This window comes from Gimesia benthica (assembly GCF_009720525.1).
Taxonomy (GTDB): Bacteria; Planctomycetota; Planctomycetia; order Planctomycetales; family Planctomycetaceae; genus Gimesia; species Gimesia benthica.
In genome coordinates, this window is the sequence record NZ_CP043930.1 from 2,843,271 (window position 1) to 2,862,947 (window position 19,677).

The 19,677-nt window shown below is 55.3% G+C and carries 21 protein-coding genes; 13 read left to right on the top strand and 8 right to left on the bottom strand.

The window, feature by feature from the left end; genetic code table 11:
• Positions 1 to 111: 111 nt before the first annotated feature.
• Positions 112 to 1,230 (top strand): potassium channel family protein, encoded by a 1,119-nt coding sequence (locus F1728_RS10755; RefSeq protein ID WP_145438938.1) that lies wholly within the window; start codon positions 112 to 114, stop codon positions 1,228 to 1,230.
• 19 nt (positions 1,231 to 1,249) lie between these two features.
• Here F1728_RS10755 and F1728_RS10760 read toward each other — a convergent pair whose 3' ends face one another.
• Positions 1,250 to 1,492: a hypothetical protein gene (locus tag F1728_RS10760; protein ID WP_155364104.1), complete on the bottom strand. Its 243-nt coding sequence runs from the start codon at positions 1,490 to 1,492 to the stop codon at positions 1,250 to 1,252.
• A gap of 39 nt (positions 1,493 to 1,531) precedes the next feature.
• Positions 1,532 to 2,005, bottom strand: coding sequence for a hypothetical protein (locus F1728_RS10765; protein ID WP_155364105.1), 474 nt, complete (start codon positions 2,003 to 2,005; stop codon positions 1,532 to 1,534).
• A gap of 168 nt (positions 2,006 to 2,173) precedes the next feature.
• Between F1728_RS10765 and F1728_RS10770 the strand changes: the two genes are divergently transcribed.
• Both F1728_RS10770 and F1728_RS10775 read left to right on the top strand, forming a co-directional pair.
• Positions 2,174 to 2,941 carry a hypothetical protein gene (locus F1728_RS10770; RefSeq protein ID WP_155364106.1) on the top strand — a complete coding sequence of 256 codons (768 nt, stop codon included), beginning with the start codon at positions 2,174 to 2,176 and terminating at the stop codon, positions 2,939 to 2,941.
• A gap of 51 nt (positions 2,942 to 2,992) precedes the next feature.
• A complete protein-coding gene (locus F1728_RS10775; RefSeq protein WP_155364107.1) occupies positions 2,993 to 3,535 on the top strand; it encodes a DUF1572 family protein in 543 nt (180 codons plus the stop codon).
• A 307-nt stretch (positions 3,536 to 3,842) separates the two neighbouring features.
• Here the strand turns inward: F1728_RS10775 and F1728_RS10780 are convergent, their stop codons facing one another.
• Positions 3,843 to 4,931 (bottom strand): bifunctional transcriptional activator/DNA repair enzyme AdaA, encoded by a 1,089-nt coding sequence (locus F1728_RS10780; RefSeq protein ID WP_155364108.1) that lies wholly within the window; start codon positions 4,929 to 4,931, stop codon positions 3,843 to 3,845.
• A 187-nt stretch (positions 4,932 to 5,118) separates the two neighbouring features.
• Between F1728_RS10780 and F1728_RS10785 the strand changes: the two genes are divergently transcribed.
• From F1728_RS10785 to F1728_RS10810, 7 genes are all read left to right on the top strand, one after another.
• Entirely contained in the window at positions 5,119 to 6,669 is a 1,551-nt protein-coding gene (locus F1728_RS10785) for a glycoside hydrolase family protein (protein WP_155364109.1), read from the top strand.
• Positions 6,670 to 7,260: 591 nt separating this feature from the next.
• Positions 7,261 to 8,766, top strand: coding sequence for a hypothetical protein (locus F1728_RS10790; protein WP_155364110.1), 1,506 nt, complete (start codon positions 7,261 to 7,263; stop codon positions 8,764 to 8,766).
• A gap of 145 nt (positions 8,767 to 8,911) precedes the next feature.
• Positions 8,912 to 9,412, top strand: a complete 501-nt coding sequence (locus tag F1728_RS10795; RefSeq protein ID WP_155364111.1) for a hypothetical protein — start codon at positions 8,912 to 8,914, stop codon at positions 9,410 to 9,412.
• A gap of 305 nt (positions 9,413 to 9,717) precedes the next feature.
• Positions 9,718 to 10,239: a sigma-70 family RNA polymerase sigma factor gene (locus tag F1728_RS10800; RefSeq protein ID WP_228030642.1), complete on the top strand. Its 522-nt coding sequence runs from the start codon at positions 9,718 to 9,720 to the stop codon at positions 10,237 to 10,239.
• Positions 10,240 to 10,244: 5 nt separating this feature from the next.
• Positions 10,245 to 11,660: a FecR family protein gene (locus tag F1728_RS10805; RefSeq protein ID WP_228030644.1), complete on the top strand. Its 1,416-nt coding sequence runs from the start codon at positions 10,245 to 10,247 to the stop codon at positions 11,658 to 11,660.
• Between the two features lie 32 nt (positions 11,661 to 11,692).
• Positions 11,693 to 11,908, top strand: coding sequence for a hypothetical protein (locus tag F1728_RS31580; protein WP_228030646.1), 216 nt, complete (start codon positions 11,693 to 11,695; stop codon positions 11,906 to 11,908).
• Positions 11,909 to 12,056: 148 nt separating this feature from the next.
• Positions 12,057 to 12,695, top strand: coding sequence for a hypothetical protein (locus F1728_RS10810; RefSeq protein ID WP_155364112.1), 639 nt, complete (start codon positions 12,057 to 12,059; stop codon positions 12,693 to 12,695).
• 29 nt (positions 12,696 to 12,724) lie between these two features.
• On the opposite strand, the gene F1728_RS10815 is transcribed toward F1728_RS10810, so the two are convergent.
• From F1728_RS10815 to F1728_RS10825, 4 genes are all read right to left on the bottom strand, one after another.
• A complete protein-coding gene (locus F1728_RS10815) occupies positions 12,725 to 13,780 on the bottom strand; it encodes a 2-hydroxyacid dehydrogenase (protein WP_390644233.1) in 1,056 nt (351 codons plus the stop codon).
• Positions 13,781 to 13,977: 197 nt separating this feature from the next.
• Entirely contained in the window at positions 13,978 to 14,355 is a 378-nt protein-coding gene (locus F1728_RS31585; protein ID WP_228030650.1) for a hypothetical protein, read from the bottom strand.
• Positions 14,304 to 14,726 (bottom strand): class I SAM-dependent methyltransferase, encoded by a 423-nt coding sequence (locus tag F1728_RS31590; RefSeq protein WP_228030652.1) that lies wholly within the window; start codon positions 14,724 to 14,726, stop codon positions 14,304 to 14,306. Before F1728_RS31590 ends, F1728_RS31585 begins: the two co-directional genes overlap by 52 nt.
• A 99-nt stretch (positions 14,727 to 14,825) precedes the next feature.
• Positions 14,826 to 16,253 (bottom strand): enolase-like domain-containing protein, encoded by a 1,428-nt coding sequence (locus tag F1728_RS10825; RefSeq protein WP_155364114.1) that lies wholly within the window; start codon positions 16,251 to 16,253, stop codon positions 14,826 to 14,828.
• A gap of 209 nt (positions 16,254 to 16,462) precedes the next feature.
• Here F1728_RS10825 and F1728_RS10830 point away from each other — a divergent pair, with 209 nt between their 5' ends.
• The 3 genes from F1728_RS10830 (at position 16,463) to F1728_RS10840 (ending at position 18,091) form a co-directional block, all read left to right on the top strand.
• On the top strand, positions 16,463 to 17,041 hold the full coding sequence (locus tag F1728_RS10830) for a TIGR03067 domain-containing protein (protein ID WP_194242771.1): 579 nt from the start codon (positions 16,463 to 16,465) through the stop codon (positions 17,039 to 17,041).
• A gap of 98 nt (positions 17,042 to 17,139) precedes the next feature.
• Complete coding sequence (locus F1728_RS10835; protein WP_155364116.1) at positions 17,140 to 17,499, top strand: nuclear transport factor 2 family protein; 360 nt, start codon at positions 17,140 to 17,142, stop codon at positions 17,497 to 17,499.
• Between the two features lie 82 nt (positions 17,500 to 17,581).
• On the top strand, positions 17,582 to 18,091 hold the full coding sequence (locus F1728_RS10840; RefSeq protein ID WP_155364117.1) for a hypothetical protein: 510 nt from the start codon (positions 17,582 to 17,584) through the stop codon (positions 18,089 to 18,091).
• A 72-nt stretch (positions 18,092 to 18,163) separates the two neighbouring features.
• Here F1728_RS10840 and F1728_RS10845 read toward each other — a convergent pair whose 3' ends face one another.
• Positions 18,164 to 19,612: an SGNH/GDSL hydrolase family protein gene (locus F1728_RS10845; protein WP_155364118.1), complete on the bottom strand. Its 1,449-nt coding sequence runs from the start codon at positions 19,610 to 19,612 to the stop codon at positions 18,164 to 18,166.
• Between the last annotated feature and the right edge of the window lie 65 nt (positions 19,613 to 19,677).

Consider the following 19,677-nt stretch of genomic DNA (forward strand, 5'->3'; position numbering starts at 1 on the left):
TAAGCTGGATTTTTCGGAACAGGAGCCGACCGGCACAGTGCTGGTGCGGCTCCGTTCCTATTTGAGCCACCGCCTTCGATTCCTTCCCGCGCGTTGACGAGCAGACGAGTCATGACGGAACCTGAATCACATATCTCGACCGCAGGGAATCAGCGCCGACCTCGACACTCGGGTCCGTTCCGCAAAATTATCACGGGGATCTCGCTGTTCTTCGCAATCTGTTTGATTGCTGTCATCGGCTATGTTGCTGCAGGCTGGAAACTCGAAGACTCAATCTACATGGTGATCATCACGATCTTCGGCGTCGGCTACGGCGAAGTGCAGCCGGTGGAATCATCGGCACTGCGCGCGTTGACCATCATGGTGATCATTGCCGGCTATGGCGCGGTGATCTATACAATCGGCGGTTTCATGCAGATGCTGATTGACGGTGAAATCAACCGGGCACTGGGAGCGAGAAAAATGGCGAAAGAAATTGAACGCATGCAGGGCCACACGATCATCTGCGGCATCGGTCGCATGGGATCGATTCTGGCCAGAAACCTGTTCGCCGCGGGAAAACCATTTGTGGTGATCGACTGTGACGAACGTCGTCTCAAGGCGGCTGAGGAACAGGGCTACTGGGTCATCTACGGCGACGCTTCGGAAGAAACGACGCTGGAACAGGCGGGCATCGCTCGCGCTGCGGTGCTGGCAACAGTACTTTCGGAAGATGCGACCAACGTATTTGTAACGATCACCGCCCGCGAGATGAATGCGGACCTGATGATCATCGCCCGGGGTGAAAATCCGAAAACCGAAAAGAAACTGCTGGGCTGTGGTGCCAACCGGGTCGTGCTGCCCACCGCGATCGGGGCAAGCAAGGTTGCGCAACTGATCATGCGACCCACCGCGGAAAATATGCTGGAAGAACTGACCAGCGAAGGCGCCATCAAAGATGAACTGGGGCACTTCGGTCTCCAGTTTGAAGAACTCCAGGTCACCGCCGGTTCCGCGTTTGTGAATAAGACGCTGGAAAAGATTGAGGTCCGCAGTGAACGAGGCTACCTGGTGGTTGCCATCCGCCGGGCCAACGGTGATGTAGAAAAAGATCTCACGCCGGATACGACACTGCAGGAAGGGGATACCGTCATCGTTTTAGTGCACGATACCGACGTGCCCCGCATGACAGAGAAGTTCGCTTCGAAGGGAATCAAGATCCGCTATCGAGGTGCGACCGCGGAGATTTGAAAGCCAGTTCTCCATTCTCTTATCCATGCGCGACTGCCCTATTTTCAGGCAGGTCTGTCGCTGGTGCGGGACCTTCGAGTGCCTCCAGTCGGGTCCGGAGTTCGTCGTTTTCTTTCTGCAGTTGCACCAGATGGAGTGTGACCAGGTTGAACAATACCAGCAGTCCGACGGCATTCAGTCCTCCGTCTCCCTGACTGAAATAGACCGCGATTGAAAAGAAGACTGTGGTCACCAGTATCATCCAGGGGTTCATTCTTTGCATTAGATTTGTATCCTCTTACTAATTTGCTGACAGGCTACTTCAGTGCAATGGTCGGACCTGCTTTGAACGACACAAAAAGTATAAGGCGAGTGTCAGGCTGGAGAGTAGTGTCACATATGCGGTAAGACCAGCAACGATTGAGGTCAGCACCAACGTGTTATGAATTGGAAGCAGCGACAACAGCCTGCCAAAGAGCCGACTCATAATGACCATTCCCACGCCTGCGATGAACATGAAGTAAGACAGGCCCAGCGCACCGAGAGCCATACTGCAGACAGTAATCAGCGTCTCTCTCCAGGTAAGACGGGCTTGCAAATCAGGTGAGAATTTCCTGCGAATGAGTTCCAGCCCGAGCCCGGGGCAAATTACAGCGAGCGTGACAGCCAACAGAGTGGCCACCTGGAAGAGATCCAGTTCCGAATGCAGACAGACGAGGAGCAGGTAAACCAGGAACATCACCGCAGTCCCCACTACGAAACTCATCAGATGTATGCTGTTCTGAAAGGGTCGCATTGCCGGGTTTCCTTTCCATTCAAGTTCTGCAGGCGAAAGACGGGACGTACCAGCCCTCTGTTTGAACACATGTTACATATCAATTATGATAACAGCCTGAGGCAGTGTGATACAGCCGAAACTGTGATCCGCCTGCCCCGTGAAACATGAATAAGGAGATTCTGTCCGATGGCAATCAAGCGATGTCTTTTTCCAGAGCGAACTACCTTCCGTGGATTGCGTTTTCCATGCGCGGTTCTGATTCTGTTAACGTGTGTCTCCACAGCCAGCCTGCAGACTGCCCGGACCGATGAGGCGGAGCCCAGGAAAACACGCCCCGAGCAAGAATGCTTTATTAAACCGCTGACGTTTTTTAATGAGGTTTCCTGGAAAGAGGCTGTTGATATTTCAGATGAGTATCAGCATGCCCTGAATCATTTTGATTCGACAAACGAGAGCATGCTCCAAAAATATCAGGCTCCGGGGTTTTCCAGTCCGGGTCCCGGGACGTTAAATCCCCCGGTTAAAAATGAAGATGCGATGATCGTGTTTCTTGGATACATGCATTCAACACATAGAACGGGGCTATTAACTAACACACTACTGGATAAAATTAACCAGAAACAAAAAACCTATTATTATGCTTCAAACAGATACAAACTATTCTGTCGTGAACAACGCCCGGCCTACGACGCTCTCTCTAGAATGGGGCCCAATGTAGTCCATGCCACTTTAAGAATAATCGGTCAGGAACCGGACAAAGAAAACCGCTACTACATGGCCAAGTTATTATGCCTGGTTTTACGCAAAAAGTTTGCGTTGCTCTATCTGGAAGACCGGCAGGAGCAGGTGACTGCGGATGACAAGCTCACGGCCTCACAGAAAACGGAAGCGCTAGCCCGCTACGGCGAAGCGATTGCGGCGGTGAAAGAGATGGAAGACAGAGTACGCCACTGATGTTTCTGTTGCACTAAAAAATAAATAACTAATTTCCAGGGATATAGATCAATGGCCCCTTTCACACAATTCATGTCGGCGACGCTCAATGTTTTTGAAGCCCAGAAGCAGATGGCGGAACGGGCGGTGGCACAGGTTTCTGACGAGGGGCTCCGCACGGCTCTCGACGAGCACACGAACTCGATTGCGGTGATCATGAAACATGTCGCCGGGAATCTGATTTCGCGGTGGACCGATTTCCTGACAACCGACGGCGAGAAATCGGACCGGAACCGGGACGACGAATTTGTGGATACGTTCTCCACCCGCGAAGAACTGCTGGCCTACTGGGAGCGGGGCTGGGGTGTGCTGTTTGATTCTCTCAACAGTCTCCAGCCCGACGATCTGGAAACGACCGTCTATATCCGCGGTGATGCCCACACCGTGCCGCTGGCGATCCAGCGTTCCCTGGGACACACCTGTTATCACGTGGGACAGATCGTGCAAGTCGCCCGAATTCAGGCCGGCGATGAATGGAACACGCTGACGATTCCCCGCGGCCAGTCGGAACAGTTTAATCAAGAACGCTGGGGAGAGGGGAAGCCCGGGAAATAAGTTGAGTGGGATTGCGCTCCTCGTACTGCTCAGATTTTAGAGAGCAACAAACCACGAAGAAGAATGGGTGGGCCCGAATATAATTCGGGCCGAGCGCAGCGAGCAGGAGGTCGCAGCTACCGCGTCGAACCTCGAACCGATTTTCCACTGTAAAACTGATTACAGATTAAAGCACATTACAGAACCGGTCTTCGCTCACTACGCAACCTCCTGTTGTCTGCGACAACCACGAATTGCATTCGCGGCCACCCGATGCTGGTTCTGGAAACCGCGTTTTACATTTTACCGGTGGCGAGCGCCATTCTGCTCACTCGATTGGAGCGTTGTCTCCCTGTTCGATTTCCAGCAGTCGTTTTTTGCGCCAGAGGCCGCCGCCGTAACCGGTGAGGGTGCCGTCGGCTCCGATGACGCGGTGGCAGGGGATCAGAATCGCGATACGGTTGTCGCCGTTGGCGCGGGCCACGGCTCTGACTGCGGTGGGCTGTCCGATGATCTGGGCCTGTTCGGAATAGGAACGGGTGGCACCAAACGGAATGGTCCGCAGGGCGTTCCAGACTCGTTCCTGAAACTCAGTTCCCGCCAGGACCAGGGGGAGATCGAAGTCGGTCCGCTTACCGGCGAAGTAAGCCTGGAGCTGGCCGTCGAGTTGCGGGAACCAGGGGCTGTCGCCGGGGAGTGCGCGGGCGTTGAGTCGTTTCTGCAGGCGGTTGAGCTGCGTTTCGAGCATCCGCCGATCGGTGAATTCGAGCAGGCAGATCCCCTGCTCCGTCGCGCCGGCCAGCATCGGTCCCAGGGGGGTCAGCAGGCGACTGACGTTGATCACCTGCCGGTCATTACTTTTGGCGGGCGCGTTGCCCATCGCTTTCTTGAAGCTCTCGCCGAACCCGCTCAGCGATTCGTAGCCGCTGTCGAGGGCGGCGTCGGTTACCGTGGATTTGTGCTGCAGCTGGCTGAAAGCCTGGTTGATCCGCCGCATCCGGAGGTAGGAGGCGAAGCTCATACCGTGCAGTTTCTGAAACCAGCGGCGGACGCGGACCGGGTCGAGGCCCCGTTCCCGCAGGTCGTCAGCGGTGAGGCGAAGCGTGGCGTCCTGATCGACCTCTTCGATCAACGGCTGCAGCCAGTCGGGGGTGGAGCCGAGGGAGACGAGCGGGCGACAAACCTTGCATTCCCTGTAGCCGTGCGCGAGGGCGGTTTTCGCATCGGCGAAGTATTCGACATTCTCCGGTCTGGGTTTGCGGGCCGAACAGGAGGGCCGGCAGAAAATCCCGGTGGTGCGGATCGCGGCAACGAAGACGCCTTCAAAGCTGCTGTCCCGCTGGACCAGGGCGGCATACATCGTCTCCCGGTCCGGCAGCGATTCGGTTTCGGTAACTGGTTGATCTGTCTGTTTCATCTCGGGAAGTCCTGTAATATCTGGTGACTGTGCTATCATGGTATCGGTTCACCAGAGTGTGACAACCGGGAAATGAACAGGGAATTGGGATTTTGGGATCAGCTGAAGTCTCTATTGATGGTCCCTGTCCGTGAATTATTTGATGAGTTGAAGTACAGATATTTAGCTTTTGAATGAAAGCCGCACCATGAATTCCCCTCTCACACGTCGTCAGTTTCTGCAAACCGCAGTCGCGGCTACTACGCTGCCTGCGGTGGGGTGGGCTGCGGAATCGGAAATTTCCTCTATCGGTTCTGAACGGCAGCTGTTTCTGGATGATCTGCTCGTTGATACCGGGCGGAGCCACGGCGTGACGCGGCGGTTGAATTCGCCGACTGCGATTGAGCGGGTTTTGAAACCGGAGCAGCCTTCCGAAGCGCTGGGGTTCATCTTTTACTGCAGCGTCGTGGATGATAACGGGACTGCGAAACTGTTTCATGGGAGTTATGACGCGGAGAAGAAGAAACATTTCGCCCTGGCGACCAGCGAAGACGGCATTCACTGGGAACGTCCGCACCTGGGGCTGAAGGAATACCAGGGGAGCCGGGAGAACAACCTGCTGCCTGTCGAGGCGGTGGAAGCGAGCGTGTTCCTCGATCCGCGTGCCCCGGCGGAGAAGCGGTATCGGCTGCTGTATTCCCGGTACTGGCCCGATCCCCAGAAGGCGGGCGTGTATGTGGCTTCGTCGTCGGACGGGGTGCACTGGAGTGAATCGGAAACGCGGATGCTCCCCTTCGTGCCCGACAGTCAACATTGCGGCCTGTGGGACGAGGCGTTACAGAAGTATGTGATCTATACCCGCTGCTGGAATCCGGTGCGAGCCGTTGCGCGGGTGGCGGTGAAAGATCTCGAAACGCCTTGGCCTTATGATGCGTCCGTTCCGCCGCACCATATCTGGGGCAAAGCCAAGGTTCCCACGTTGAGTCGTGAACTGGCAACGGTGATGGCCCGCGGCGATGACGATCCGCCGGGCGTGCAGCTCTATACGAGTGCCGCGGTGAAGTATCCCTTCGCCCCGCACGTGTATCTCGCCTTTCCCGCCGCCTACCAGACATTCAAAGGACCGGACTGGCAGGACCGCGCGCTGAACGGCAATGACGGGACGTTTGATGTGCTGTTTGCCGCGAGCCGCGACGGCGTCAACTGGCACCGCTGGCGAACGCCTTATATTCCCGCGGGCTTTTACGACGGACTGGACCTGCGGCTGGTGAGTATGGGACAGGGGCTGATCCGCCGGGGCCGCGAGTTGCATCAGTATTTTGTCGGCTGGCCGCACACGCATGGCCGGCCCGTGGTCTGGGACCGTGATCTCAAAGACCGGGCCGCATGGCTGAAGAAGGATCTGGGAGGCATCTATCGGGCAACGCAGCGAGTGGACGGTTTTGTCTCGCTGGACGCAGGTTATCCTGGCGGCGTGGTCACGACAAAACCGCTGCGATTTACCGGCGATGAACTGTGGGTCAATCTGAGCACTGCCGGCGCGGGAGGTGTGCGGGTGGCGCTGCTGGATCTTGAAGGGACTCCCCTGCCCGGTTTTGGACGCGAGGATTGTGCGTGGATCAACGCGGACGAGATCGATCACCGGGTGGAATGGAAGTCCGGCAGTGATCTGAGCCGACTGGCGGGGCAGCCGGTACGTGTGGAATTTACCATGCGGAACGCGCGGCTGTTTGCGTTTGAGTTTGGTGAGGCCGGGTGACGCGGAGTCTGATTTCATTTGAGCGGAATGGCGCTAGCCACCGGTATGTGCGTTGATATCGAACTCATTACCGGCGGCCAGGTAGCGTTTCTTAATTCAGATGCTATATACCAAAGACGTTTCAACCGGGGCTAACGCCCTGCGGCTAATTTTCTTTTCTGCTGTTGAAGTCCTGAAAACAAGAGTAACAGCATACCCTCGGCCACGGTAGAAACTTACATAGCTAACGCTGTCGACCTTATGATCACGTAGAAAACTATTAAATAAACGCTACCTGGCGCCCTGCCGCTCAGGAGGGAACAGATTCGACGAACTACTGATCGCTTACCCTGACTGTTTCCTGCTCGCTGCGCTCGGCCCGAATTTTATTCGGGCCCACCCATCAATCTAGTTCTCAGTATCAGAGATCCGCCTGAGTGCCTTCACTCTGCCGCTCAGGTGCTGGTGGCCTGTGCGTTGGAGAGGCATGTGAGTAATTCTGAATTTCGAGCTGGAATGGTTGCAAAAGATTCGTCTCCCGGATTGTTCCCTGTTATGCTGTTGCTGATGCCATTGATTCGGAAACCTCTGGATGAATATAACAGGTGTGCCATGTCTTTGCGAAAGATTCTGACGACGACACTTCCCCTGGTCACGGCCCTGGTAACGACCCTGTTGCTGTCTGTGACGGCTGATGCCCAGTCGCGGAGCCTGCCTGCTGAGCCGGTTGAGATTGGCTCTGAGCCTCAATTCGTGTTCGATGGCTATATTGTCGATAATCATTATGCCTTGAAATACAAGCAGCAGGCGGTGGAGCGGGTATTTCATCCGCCAAAGAAGCATGCCCGCAATCCGCTGATCGCTGGTGAGGGTGGCTATGTCACCGTCCGCTGCGATCCCGACAGCGGACGATTCCAGATGTGGTATCAGACGCATACACCCCGGCTGGATGCCCAGGGAAAGCACAAGGGGTCGGATTATGCGATTGCTTATGCCGAATCCACAGACGGTCTGAACTGGGAGCGACCCGAGTTGGGACTGTTTGAATGGAAGGGAACGAAGCAGAACAACATTATCTATAAAGGGATCACGGACCAGCGTGCCAGCGGCCCGTGTCTGATTGAGGCCCCTGAAGCGGATCGGCGGGGATATCGCTTTATCATGTCTTACCACACGGGGGGTGTGAAAAAAGGGATGAATGGCATCCGCGTGGTTGGGTCGCAGGATGGAATTCACTGGGATAAAGCGAGCGACTCCCTGCTGGCGGAACTGCACAGCGATACCTTGAACAGCATTGTGTATGATCCGGTCGAGAAACAGTATGTGATGTACTGCCGGGCCAAACATATCTATCGCACCTTTCGCGGCGACATTCTGGATACGGGTGCCTCGCGGCGGGTGGCCCGGATGACGGGGTCTTCGCTCTGGGAAGAATGGACGAGTGAGCCACAGAACATTCTGATTCCGGATGAGCTGGACAGTGCAAAGCAGTTCAACTTCTTTTATGGCATGCCCGTGCGGTACCACGCGGGAATCTTCTGGGGAAGTTTGTGGCCGTTCAAGATGAATACCGACGTGGTGACCGAACTGGCTTTCAGCAGAGACGGCGTGCGGTTCGAGCGGCTCCCTGCACGGCCCCGCCTGTTGGATCTGGGGGAGGATGGCCAGTGGGATGACGGCATGGTGTTTGGCAACAACTGGATCGAAGTGGGCGATGAGTGGTGGTTTTATTACTCCGGCTTTGATGGTCCACACGGCGATCCGACGGCGCGGCAGCCGGGCATTGGCGTAGCGACGATCCCCAAAGAACGCCTGATTTCCCTGCGGGGCCCGCGTGGGGGAGGCGTGGTGATCACGCGACAGATCCGATGGCCGGGTGGCAAGCTGCTGTTGAACGCGGATGCGAGCGTAGGTGAAATCAAGGTGCGTCTCTCGGATGCCAAACGCCAGGTACTGGACGGCTTTGATTACGACGACTGCGTTCCCCTGGATTCCGATAGCGTGCGGCACACCGTGCGCTGGAAAGGCAAGTCGATCGAGTCGCTCGCCGGCCAGACGATCCGGCTGGAAATCTTTTTGCAGGACGCCGACCTGTTCACGTTTCGTGCGGGTAGTTAATCCTCTCTTCCAGAGACCGCGCGATTCTGAGATTAATCCCCGACAATTAACACTTGACCACCTAAGGTCAGGAGTATCCCTTCTCCGAAATTGAATCGTTTCCGATTCAGGACACGCGCCTCGTCATTCAGAAAGGAAGTCGATCATGCGACTGTTCGCCTCGCTGCTGTCAGTGTTTCTGTTGTGTGTCAGCCTGTCTCCTGTTCTGGGAGCAGATAAGACGCCCCGGGCGAAACCGATTGTGCTCCAAACCCTTGAATTCCTACTGATCGTTCCTCAGTCTCGGGACAAACTATTGGCCTTCAGCATGGAATCTGGCGACTGGTCTCAGACGAAAGTCGCAGGCAAACCTTCTGCAGAGGCACTGGCGAAACTTCAACCCACGGTCTCGTCTGCAATGGGGATCTGCCCGGTCGGACGAGATCTCTACGCGTACTCGTCTGCATCCGGGAACTGGAGCCGCCTGCGTGTGCCGGAAGAAGTCAAATTCAGCTATAGTGTCGGCGATTATTTCGTATTCGCCCAGATTGAAACCGAAGCAGGCGCGTCGCAGTATTACCTGTTCGGCAAAAATTCACTTGAATGGTCGGGCGTCGATCTGGCGACGGGGAAGCTGTTGACAGCCAACTCAGGAAAAAATGAATAACCATCCCAAAAATGGAATACCTCCCACCGGATCCTCCCTTTGGTTTGGAGAGAAGTAATTCGCCTGTAATCTGACTTTTTGCTCAATCCGAAATTTCAATTCGAGATTCTGGTACGCACAATTGCCGGGACTGAAAGAACTTTTCGCTTGCAAGCACACTAACCACATGTATTCTATCAGAGGTAGAATCTGTGATTGTTTCCGTCCTGAATGTTTTTGTCTGCCTGAGATTGCGAGGCTGCGTCTGAGCACCGCATTGAATGGCTGCCTGTTTATCGTTTTGGGTAAACGGAGTTTCAACGTAGATGTCGCAATCAAAAACGAACAGCCTGTTTACATCACTGTTAAGCAAAGATCGAATACGGATTTTCAGTTTTATTCGGTCATTGATTCCTCATAATTCTGATGCTGAAGATGTTTATCAACGCGTCTGCCTGACTCTCTGGAAGAAGTTTGAAGAGTTCGATCGGGATCGAGACTTCTTTCCCTGGGCTTGTGGGATTGCTTTTTATACCATACGGAATCACCATAGAAGCCTGCGCCACGATCGACATTATTTCAATCAGGAACTGATGGAAACCATGTCTCGAAAACGGGAGCAGCATTTATCTAACTACAACAGTCGGATCGATTATCTCCATGAATGTTTAAGCTCCCTGACCTCGTCCGATCAGAAGTTGCTGCAGGACGCCGTTTATGAAAAACAGTCCATTCCGGAGATCGCCAAAACAACTGAGAAATCTATCCAGACGCTTTATAATCGCATGTCATTTCTCCGACGGGAACTGGCAGCGTGTATTTCACGTAAACTGCAGAATGAGCAGTAAGCAGAATGTCAATCCAGGATCTCCCCCCCGAATTTGAACCGTTGCTGAACCGGCTGTTGGACAGTCCGGCCGAAGAGATTTCGCAATCCGAGTTTGACCAGTTCCAGGCTTATCTGTCGAGCAATCCCGAGGCGATGCAGTACTACTTTGATTACCTGGACATCAACCTGGGACTGCAGAGTGATATGCAGGCACGCCTGGAGGCGCTGGAACAGACATTCAAGACGCACCACACACAGCAACCGCAAGTTGCCCCGCAGCCGGTGGTCCCCAGGCGGGCAGCGTTGCTGCGTTATTCTGTCGTGGCCGGCTGCTCGCTGCTGGCGGGACTGCTGCTGGCATGGAGCTTCGCGGGATATTTCCCGGGGAACCGGGCTCCCGATCCGCAGTCCGGGAAAGCAAATCGCACATATTTAGCCACACTCACGCGTTCTACGGATTGCGTCTGGGGCAGCGATTCTCCGCCTGAGTTCTCCGGCCAGAGGCTGATGTCGGAGGATCTGGTCCTGGAACAGGGGGTCGCTGAATTTCGCTTTGATACGGGTGTGCGTCTGATTATCGAAGGGCCAACCAAAATCAACCTGGTGACATCCAGCTGCGCGAAACTGGATTACGGTAAAATCGTTCTGCACGGCTATGAACCGGCGCCGGAATTTTCGCTGATCACTCCCCTGCTCACCTTGCAGGATATCGGCACCGAATACGGCGCGCAGATTCATGAGGACGGTGAAGTCGATTTGCACGTGTTTGAAGGAGCCGTACGGGTCGACCCCAATCAGAAGAACGACCAGTTTGCAGAATCGGTGATCATCGAAGAGGGCCAGGCCCGGCATCTGAATGACAGGCAGATTGAAGATATTCAACTGGAGCCGGAACTCTTCAAACGGGAAGTTCCGGGAACCCCACAGAATTTACAGGCGCAGCGCCAGGAACTGCGCGCCTATGACAGTTTTCATCCCCCGGAGATTCTGGATCCCGAGCAGACCTCCCCGTGGCAGAACTCCGGAATCGGCTGGGTGAATCCCTGGCGGACCCCGAAAACCGGTGGCAGAGTGAACCAGTCGTTCAGCCATCCCCGTGAATCACTGGCCCGAACCGAGGTGGCCCCCAGCCAGTTAGGGCTGCTCGAACTCCGCGGAGGAATTTCTTTCTTTCGCAAATTGAAGCAACCGGTTCGCCTGGATGTCAACGCGATCTATTACGTCAGTTTCTACATGCAGAAAGTCACAACGGATCAAAAAAATCAATCTTACCAATATGGAAATTTCGCCCTGATGTCTTCAGCCCAGCAGAAAGATCCCCCCAAAATCCGCATGGGGATGAGCATGAACGATTATGCGATTCTGCAGGCCGATCTGGAGATCATTGAAAGAGCGCCCCCCTGCAAAGCGGGGAGACATATCTGTTTGTCGCGAAAATAGTCGCCAGTGAAAAAGCCCCGGACCAGGTCTTCATGCGTGCGTTTGCGGAAGCAGAAACTATCCCGGATCAGGAACCGGCTGTCTGGACCTGCGTCACCACTCCCTTCGAAGCCTCACACGAGTTTGACGTAGCCCGTTTCCATGTCGGCAAAAACAGTACCTACCTGTTCGATGAATTACGCATCGGCAGTACCTGGTCATCGGTTGTCGATCCTGATCTGCCCCGACTGGTACTCGAACAGGAGTGAGCCCGGGACGAAATCATGTTGCCCGGTTCGACATTGCTGTTGCCTGAAAAATGAGAATCCGCGAGACTGGAGGCATCCTGAAATCGGGGGGGGAGGAACGTCATCCCGCCTGTGTCTCGTCGATTTACTTTGCTGGAAATGTTACTGCATGGATTCTCCCTTCTCCGCTGATCAGAGGCGTTACTTGCCGTGGTCTGAATATCGAAAGCTCGAACAGGAGATCGGTGAGGAATCGCTGATTGGCAAGAGTGACCTGTCGTCAGATAAAGTCAACAGTCGGATCCGGGAACTGATTGGTTTTGAGAAACGATACGGCATTGTCTTTCTGGGGGAACGAAAGTGGCTGGAGTTATTATGCACGGTCAATACCCTAAGGAACTATGCGCTCTGGGTTCTGTATCAACTCAACACTCTGTTTGACATGGGACTGACAGAGTCGGCCGGCGATCTGGAAGGCGACTGGTGGTATGGATACACCGAAAACCTGGCTCCGATCTGGCGGCCGCCGGAGTTAGCCGATGCGTGGATTCAGGTCGATGATATTGACCTCGTGCTGCCGGGAGATGAGTCGGCTCCCGATGATGAAGCATTGTGTGAAGCCTTTCGCATTCTGCACAATCTGGCTTACTACCTGCATAACGTCCCCCACCAAGATTCGCGTCCGGTCACCCTGGATAAAATAACGGTCGAACCCGAGACGGGATACTGGTTCGTGGACGTGATCAGCGAGTATGGCAGTGTGTGGTCGGTGGAATTTTTCGGGAATGAGGTGCGGCACACCGGCTAATGTGTCGACGCTGGATCAACTTCACTCTGTTACCCGACGTGATGCGTCAGCTCTGCGCCCCGTTTGCCGGCGAAGAATTCTTCTATGTTCGCATAAGTGGTTTCAGCGATGTTATCCAGAGCCTCGTTGGTCAGGAACGCCTGGTGGGAAGTGATCACGACATTATTGAATGTCATCAGTCGGGCCAGTACGTCGTCGTCGAGAACCTGATTTGAGATATCGTGGAAGAAAATACCCGCCTCTTCTTCATAGACATCCAGGCCGGCGTAGCCGATCTGGCCGGTCTTTAAACCGTCGATCAGCGAGACCGTTTCGACCAGGCCGCCCCGCGAGGTGTTGATCAGCATGACCCCCGGTTTCATGCGGGCGATGGTTTCCTGGTTAATCAGGTGATAGGTCTCTTCGAAGAGTGGCACATGCAGCGTGATGACATCGGAGTGAGAGAGCAGTTCGTCCAGGTCGACGTACTTTGTCTGTGGCAGGCTGGCGACTTCAGGATTTTCGTGCACGTCATAGGCCAGCACGTGACAGCCGAAGCCGGTCAGAATCTCGACGACGCACTGGCCGATTTTTCCGGTGCCGATAACGCCGACGGTTTTGCCGTGCATGTCGAAGCCGGTCAGTCCATCCAGAATAAACGCCCCGGCCCGGTTGCGCAGGTACGCCTGATGCAGGCGCCGGTTGAGCATGAGCATCAACGCGACGGTATGTTCGGCGACCGCATGCGGCGAATAGGCGGGCACCCGCACGACACTGATGCCATATTTCCGGCAGGCTTCGAGATCGACATTATTGAAGCCGGCACAGCGGAGGGCGATCAGTTCCACGCCCAGTTCCGCGAGCCGCGCGATGACCGGCTCGTGCGCTTCATCATTGACGAAGATGCAGACCACCTTGCAGCCCGCAGCAGCGGAGGCGGTCTGTTCATTGAGGGGCGATTCGATGGCGATCAGTTGGAAGCTGTCGTCGTTTCTAGCGGAAAATGAATGGAGGTCATACTGCTTCGCATCGAAAAAAGCAATCTGTCGGCGGCCCTCTGAGTCGTGCCCGTCCAACGGCTGAGTTGCGCGCAACTCGGCCAGCATGCGTTCGTACTTCAGCGGATTGAGGCCCGACTGCGACTGTAACTGTGCAATGAAATCCTCAAGCCGTTCCCGATCATTCCTGTCTGTCACTGCTGACATCCTTTCCCTAACTCTGACTACTGCATGAACTCTGCGCGCCAGATACGATTATAGAACAATACGGCGTTCCTGAACATCGACCGCCGGGCCGCTGGAGTTCAGATCGTGTCCTCTGCCCGGATGGCTTCGATCATGATAGCCGGGGGCTGGTTGATCATGTCGGCCCAGTAATCGGCTTCAGCGACTGCTTTCGGGGAGAGCGTGAGTGGATGAAACACGATGTCGCGAAAGCCGGCAGCTTCCAAAGCAGAGGCATAGGCTTCCTCGGGGAGGTAGTAGTTCACGACTTCGAGCTGGGAACCATCTTTCAGACAGCCCGTCCAGCGGATCAAAGCGCCTTCGCGGGCCTCGTCTTCGAGATGAATCTGGAAGCCGTACTTCTGGTAATCGAACTCAGGGAAGAAATAGAGCTGCGGATTCGTGGTCAGCGTGACGAGCCGCCCCCGGGTCTGAGCTGACGCGCGAGCCCCCGGCACATGGCAGCCAGTTCCTCCCGGTCGTGGGTGTAGACGAGTAACCAGGCAGCGACTGCGAGATCATGGTCGAGCCGGGGGCCTTCTGCGCGTACGTCCTCAACGAGGTAGTCGATGCCCAGCGGTTCACGCTGTTCCCGTTCGGTGGCGAGTTTGATCATTTCGCGGGAGATGTCGCTCCCCACAATCGAGGCGGCGCCCTGCTGCCTGAGTTTGCGGGTGAAGAAGCCTTCGCCACAGGCGAGGTCGACAACCTTCAGGCCAGCCACGGAGCCGATGAGTTGGAGCATCGAATACTCTTCAACCAGCGACCGCCAGGGGCGCCCTTTGACTTCGCGGTACTGCTCGGCGATTTTGTTATAGTCGGTGGTCATGGACGGGGTTCACTGTGATGGATTTGATTACTACCACGAAAGGCACGAAAAACACGAAAGGTGATCGTCATTCTGTAGTCATTTTTGTCTCGTTTCTACTCAGAGTGACAGTTCCTCAAAGCCGTCCAGGGGCACTTCCACACCGACGCCGAAGGGGGCGGCGTTGAGGGAGGTCAGGTTGAGTTCGCCGTTCGTGATGTTCACGCGGGCGAAGCCGTTGTCCATCTCGGTGTAGAGGTCGCCGTGCTGGGTGAGCATCAGCTGGCTGATCTGTTGGGGGAACGGGGTCAGGCCATGGAAGTAGTGGTGGCCGTTGCGTTCGACGGAGGTAATGCCCAGGGCTGCCTGGGCGGCGAGGTCCTGCAGCAGGGCGACCGGGCCGATATTCACCAGGTCTTCGCCGCTCATCTGGTAGCGATTCGTGTTTTCGGTGGCGTTGCGATGGTTGATCAGGCAGCGATGGGCGGTCGCCTTCATAATGCCTTTGCAGTTCTTGTGGCTCGTGCCCGCGTAGCCGAGCTGGAGTGCCTGTTCGAGTGCACTGAGTTCGGCGTCGGATTCGTCGATGATCACCGGCGGCCCGTTTTCCCAGTCGGCGATGTGCGCGATGTCCGGGTCGAGGGCCACGCTGCGATGCAGGGGCTGCTCGATGAAGATCAGGTTTTCGAAGAAGGCCGACAGAGCCGCGTCGGCCTGGATGCCGTCCCAGAGTTCGACGAAGCGAGGGAACTCGCGGTACTGCTCGTTGCCGTCCAGAGTGAAGGCGTAATTATTTCCGCAATGTTCGGTGATGACCTGTGCGACGGCGCGGAGCCGATCCAGATCGAGGTCGACATCCCCTTGGGCTTTGAGTTTGAAGTGTTTTAGTCCGTAGGCGCGGATGCAGTCTTCCAGCGTTTGCGGCAGGCCGTCGTTGATACGGTTTTCGGGGGTGAGGTCGGCGGCGGTCAGGGGATCGGAGAGTCCAACCGTGTGGCGGGCGATGATTTTCGTGAGTGGTTGTGCGGGGAGGAACTCAGCCGGCGTGTGGCCTTTCAGTTCGGGATGAATGGCGGACAGATCGAGGCCGACGCGGTTCTCCCGTAACAGCGTGGCCAGGTTGCACCGTTCGGCCCGGGCGAGTGCGTCGAGCAGCGTGCGTTCGACCATCGTGACGCCGAACTGGGCCAATAATGAAGGGAAGCCCTGCTCCGCGGCCCAGGCGACCTGTGCCTGGTAGACCTGTCGCCAGAAATCAAACGCGGGCGCAGGTGCCGCCTGCCGGGCGAACGCGACGGCCAGCCGGATGACCTGCAGCATTTCATCGATTTCCTGATCGGCCTGTTTTTCGGGCGACTTGTCGAACCAGCGAGGCAACAGTCCCTCGGCGGCGATGCCGGTCACGACCTGCCCGCCGATTTCATAGCGGCACTTGAGGAAGACGTGCGGGGCCGCGGTCATGACGGCGATGCCGAACCGAAAGGGCATGCGGGTCTGCGTGTCCGTGCGATGGAGCGTGGCGTCGAGGAGTTTGAGTTCGGAAAGCATGGGCGCGTTTTCGTTGGTGGTTGCTGGGAGCGTTTTAAGTTCTTTGCTGCATTATGATTGATTGATGGTGAAATGTGAAATGCAGGGAAGCTCCGTCAGGACTTACGACTCTGAGTGGAAGCTTGTTCAAATGACATTGTCCTGATTTGCAGGCGTTGATACCATGCTTACCCCCATTTTTACACATGACACGTCAAGGAGGTTCGCACATGACTCTGTTACGAAGCCTGTCTGTTTGTTTGACTTTGGGATTTCTGATCGCCTCACCGGCCACACTGCTGTCTGCTGATAAAGATCTCGGCCACCTGGAGGGGAACTGGTCGCTTTCATCCATGACCAAACATGGAGGCAAGGTATCCATCTCTGAGACACTGCTGAGCCAGACGAAGGTCTCCATCGCCGATGATGAATTGAGGATGGATAAGTACTGGCAGCTCCTCCCCAAGAACTTTAATCCGCAGACCAAAACGGCGGAAGGGTACTTAGACGGTGATCCCGGTTACCGGTATTCGATTGTGCTCCGTCCTGAGAAAAATCCCAAACAGATCGATCTGCTGGTCACCGGCCTCATTCCCCAGTCAGAAGAAGCCGACCTCTCTTCATCAGAGCTTGATTTACTGCGCAAGAAGCAGGTCCGTCATGTCGGAATCTATTCCCTCGACGGTGACAAGCTGACCATCTGCTTCGATGAGTACTCTGTCAATCATAAGGCCATGCGCCCGACGAATTTCTCAGGCAGGGAATCGGAAGATCACGTACTGATGGTATTGAAACGCAAACCTGAGTAGCAGGTGGTCTGCGTTTGGCATCAGACAGAAAAAGAGGCAGGTCTAATTATTACTGGACCTGACACCCTGATTCATATTCTATGCGGAGTGGGTACACCATGAATCTGACTGAGATCGTACAACGAGGCTGGGACGCATTGGGTGCCGGCAACTTCGACGCATTGATCGAAGATTACACGGAAGACATGAGATTTATCATGCCCGGACAATCAGATGTGCTCGCGGGGCGCGATGCATTTCGCGCGGCGCTCGATGGAGTGGCGATCCTGCTTCCGCCGGGGTTCGAGATTACGGGATTACGGCATCTCGAAGGAGACGATGAAGTGGTTTCGCTGCTTGAGTGGAAGTCCGCGAAGATCACCGGCTCTCAGCTTGCGATCCTGTTCCGATTCGAAGGGGATCAGGTCTTTGAGGAGCGCTGGTTCATCGATACAGAACAGTGGAAGAGCGCTTTCTGACTCGCGACCGTGTTTTTTACTGTGGATGACAAAGAGGTCAGAACCCGCAAATTTCACTGAATGTTATACGAGAAACTGAGCTGTGGATTATCTTAAATTTTCTGAGAATGTTAAGGATAAGTTCGATGATGTCTACGCCATTCATTGGAAAGAAAGCTCATTAGATCATATTAAAACTGTAATTGAGCATCTGAGAAAAATTGGTGGTAGAGTTCAATTTTATCTTCCGGACTCAGATCTGAGTGAGAATATCGATTTTGAGTACATTGGCAGGTACTTTCATGGCAAGGAAACTGACTACCCTTGCCTAGAGGTGCAAATTAATGGCTTAAAGCTAAACTGTTTTTTGGAATACGAGGAAAGTATCTCACTTTGGTTTAATGACTCCGGTGATACAACAATTACTGCTAAGAGCCTCAACCTCATAAAACGCTTAATGATTGATCTGGCAACAACCCATAAAAGAACTGTGTATTTCGTAAACGAAGGTGAATCAACACACAGATACAAAATTTTCAGCATAAGTAGTGAGGCAGTTGAATCAGACTATGATTTGAGTGATATATCAAAGTATTCAGAAGAGATATCGTAGTATGCAGCTTGAGAAATCGTATAACCAGAAGGACATAAAAGGGATCAGAAACCGTAGATTCCACGCCCCCTTCTATTCCTCAGCGGAGGCTTTCAACGGTGGTTGATAGATCCGGAAGGCTTTGATCGGTAGTTTGCCTGGGGTCTGCGGCTTGAGTGTCAGGCTGTGGTCGCCGTTTTTGAAGCCCTGGGCGAGAACCGTGGGATATTCTTTGGATGAGTCTGTGACCGCCGGGGATTGCCAGACGTCTACGAAGAGCGGTTTTGTTTCCCAGGTGACTTTGTAATCTTTGGGCAGACTCTGTTTGCGATACCGCAGGGACCAGTTGACCATCCACATCCGGGGTTCGATCACCACGCGACCGGAGTTGGAAACGAAACGCTGTTTGTGATCGCCGGTGCCGTCGGGGCCCGTTTTGGAACCGCTGATTTCATACCGCAGCACATCCTTTTCCAGATCGCATTCGAGGATGCGGGCGGTCCAGGTTTCCACCTGCAGCGGGGCACGATGATCGATGCGATTGAAGGCCGGGCGTCCCGCGACGGGCGTGGGGCTGGGACGCGTGTGATAGTAGAGCTCCGGGAATTGCGAGGGGGATTTCCCGTCCAGCAGCACGTCGGCTTTCGCTGCGTCACCGGGAGCCGCGATCACGTCGATGCGGTTGCCTTGAAACTTCAGGGTCAGGGAGCCGTCGTCCTTGTGCTGAACCCGCGGATCATTCACGGGGACATCGGTGACGAGGTCTTTCCACTTGTCATCGGGGAAGCTGGGATCATAGCGGAGATGCGGTTTGACCAGCTCTGCGATGAGGAAGTTCCCTAATTTGTTCGGGTGCACCGTGTCGCGGAGGGTGTCTTTCACCACCAGGTTATTTTCTTTCAGATAACGTTGCATACCGGTGCGGACGTCGGCCACTTCACAATTGAGTTCGCGGCCCAGGCGCTGGTAGAGATCGGAAATCGCCTGATCCTGCGCGTCTTTGGCCAGTACGTCGGGATGTTGCGGGTCGCCGTCCGGCGGGACGGTACTCGGCCAGCGCAGGTTACTGGTCCAGAGCAGGACCTCGGCGGTGGTCCGCTCACGGATGCGGCGGATGATTTTTTCCTGGTGACCGGTTTCCACCCCGGACCAGACGTGAAAGATCACCAGATCCGGGTAGAAGGGATAGAGATCAAATTCGGCGGTGTTGATCAGGACCGGCCCGCCATAGCCGCCGATGGCGCGATTTTCGATTTCGAGGTCGGCGTGCGGAAACCGTTGGCGGAGGTCATTCGCCACGTCTTCCCACCACGGATTGCGGGTGACGGACTGGCCGTAGAACAGGATGCGGACCCGATTGCGTTTTTCCGGTGTACTGGTGGCCAGAAGTGTCATGGTCCGCTGAATGTTCGCCCCGAAGGTGGCCGGATCGCCAGCAGGTTTCACCGGGGCAAACTTTGCGGTTGGCTGTGCCAACAGGTCAGGACTGCAGGCGACCAGGGCCAGAGACAGGATCAACGTGGACCGTAACTGTTGCATCATTGGGTTCCTCAAGGCGCGTCGATTAACAGGGGTGCAGACAGAGACGCACGAAGCAGGAAGTCGCC